2 protein-coding genes are annotated in these 2,646 nt (G+C 49.2%); one reads left to right on the top strand and one right to left on the bottom strand.

The window, feature by feature from the left end; all coding sequences use genetic code 11:
• Nucleotides 1–1,737: hypothetical protein (locus tag D6694_11555; protein ID RMH39041.1), on the bottom strand; the 1,737-nt coding region annotated here is incomplete at its 3' end.
• 130 nt (nt 1,738–1,867) lie between these two features.
• Between D6694_11555 and D6694_11550 the strand changes: the two genes are divergently transcribed.
• Nucleotides 1,868–2,646, top strand: a 779-nt coding sequence (locus D6694_11550; GenBank protein RMH39040.1) for an ABC transporter ATP-binding protein, incomplete at its 3' end; no start/stop codon positions are given.

The raw sequence follows: 2,646 nt of genomic DNA, 5'->3' as shown, positions 1-2,646 counted from the left end.
TTGTTCGATGTTGACGTCGGGAACGCGGTACAGACCCGACAGTGTTCCAATCCATAAGGTATTGCCATTCAAATACAGGTGACGGATGAATCCAAGGGGTTTGCTATCTGACCTCGTAATCGGTTCCAAAGTTGTTGTGGACGGCGAAAATCGAAACAGGCCAACCGACGTCCCGACATACATCACTTGTCGTTCTGGATCAGGCGCCAGTGCGGCAATGAAGGTCGAGCCAAGTTGTTTTTCGAGAGTCTTTTGATCAAAAATCCATTGTGTCTTGTGTGTTGACAGATCATAAACACCCAAGCCATGACTGTTGCTGCCCAGCCAAATTTGTTGCCCCATTTTTTTGGCGACCAGGATGGAGATTTGAATAAGATCCGGATGCGCGGGCGCAAAAGCTTTCTTGTTAATGTCAAAAAACCATAGCCCAGCCCCTGAGCCATAAATGAGCGTGTTTTCGTCGATTTTAATCAAACTGGCGGGCCCAAAGCTCAAACGATTGACGGTGCTCTTGATGGGCGATCCGAAAGGCTCCAATGTCGCTTCAGCTTCATTGACGACCACAATTCGGCCAAGTTTGGTGGCAGCGAGAATACGGCCATCTGCCAGTTCGACAAGTGCGCGCACGTCATTGTCGAGACTAAAATCATTAGATTTAAGGCTGCTTCGGTATAGCCTGAAATTGCTGCCGCTTGTGTTGGCGCGATCCACCCCATGGCCGCTGGTGCCAACCCACAGGAGGCCTTGCCGGTCAATCAACAAACTATAGATTCGATTGTCCGACAAGGTGGTTGGATTGAGAATTTGGCTTTGATAGTGGGTCGTTCTCCCAGTGCGTGAATCGTATCGAAACAAGCCAGCTTCTTTGGTGCCCACCCAGATGATCTTATCTTGTATGGCGACTGCCATGACACTGCGGCTCAGTTGGGGCGAGGTGGCAGGCAAATCGATCGTTTTGGCCACCTTTCTGTCTTTTAAGTTGAACTCAATGAGTTGGCCACTGCTTGTGCCAAGCCATAGTGTATCTTGGCTAATCGCACCTGCCGTGAGCACCCCCTCGGTGTTGTCTGGTAGACGGTAGATGAGAAATTTTGTCAGCTCATTGTCGGTCACCGTGCGCATGTCAATAAGCTTCGGAATGCGGTAGATTCTTGTTGTATTGATGGCAATGATGTGTTGCTGATGAGCTAATACCGCTTGAAAAGGGCCATTTAGAATTGGGAAAGTGGCTTGCGTCTTTTTACCCGATAGTGGCGCCTCAATCCGGTACAGACCGTCTTCTGTGGCCACCCATGCTTGCGCGTCATCCGGTAATATGTCTCGTATAAAGGCCGCATCGTTAAACAAAGACAAGGTGTAAAACTTTGCTTCATTGGGTGGACGGTAGGATATGGCGGGTGGAATCGTGCCAACCCAGAGCCCGCCGCTTCTATCAGCCGAGACTTTCGCGACAAAATTGCTTGGCAGTGAATAGGGCGATGGCTCGCCCGCTCGATAATGTACTAGGTCGATGCCATCATATCGCTCTAGGCCTGCTTGGGTGGCGATCCAGATAAAACCATCGATGTCCTGAGTCAGAGAATAGACAGAGTTCTGACTGAGACCGTTTTCGGTGTTCAGATGCCGGAAGTTCAGTTGTGGATGCGCATCTTGCACGGAGCTGGCGTCGGCCTCGAAACCTAGCATAAATAGCGCGGCCAAGCCGAACGCATACCCCTTAAGTGTGGCGCGAAGCATTATTGCGACGTTTGTTTTTGTCATTTGGCATAATGTTCCAATTGTAGCCCGTTGTTGGTAAGTTGCCACTTGCAATTGTGGCTTTAATCGGCATACTTGGCGAACTTCTAACCAAGATGGTGCGGTGAGCATGCAAGCGCTTGAAATATCCGGCCTTAAAAAAACCTACCAAAATGGTGTTCAGGCTTTACGCGGCATTGACCTGCAGATCGCGCCCGGTGATTTTTTCGCGTTACTGGGGCCAAACGGCGCTGGCAAATCGACAACCATCGGCATTCTGGCATCACTGGTCACCAAAACGGCTGGTGAGGTGCGTATCTTTGGCCATGATCTGGTCAAAGATCGGGTGCGCGCGAAAAGCTGTATTGGTTTAGTGCCACAAGAATTCAATTTTTCTGTATTTGAAACCTGTGAACAAATTGTCGTGAATCAGGCAGGTTATTATGGTGTGCCGCGCAATGAGGCGAAAAAACGGGCGAAAATGTTGCTTGGAGAGCTAGGGCTTTGGGAAAAAAGGAACACACAAGCACGAATGTTGTCCGGGGGTATGAAGCGCCGCCTGATGATTGCACGCGCTCTGATGCATTCGCCGAAGCTACTGGTGTTGGACGAGCCAACCGCCGGTGTGGACATTGAGCTTCGTCGTTCCATGTGGGATTTTCTGATCGAGCTAAACCGAAGTGGCACCACAATTTTATTGACCACCCACTACTTAGAAGAAGCCGAGCAGTTATGTCGCAATATTGCCATCATCGATCACGGCAAAATTATTGAAAATACATCCATGCGGGCTCTTTTGAATAAGCTTGATGTAGAGACGTTTGTGCTTGATTTGGATGAGAAAAGTCCGAAAGTTGATGAACTGGGTGAATTTATTTTCCGTTATCGGGATGAACATTGCATCGAAGT

It is taken from the genome of Gammaproteobacteria bacterium (genome assembly GCA_003696665.1).
Lineage (GTDB): Bacteria > Pseudomonadota > Gammaproteobacteria > Enterobacterales.
Note: the sequence above shows the minus strand (reverse complement) of the source record. Positions and strands in the feature narration are given on the sequence as shown.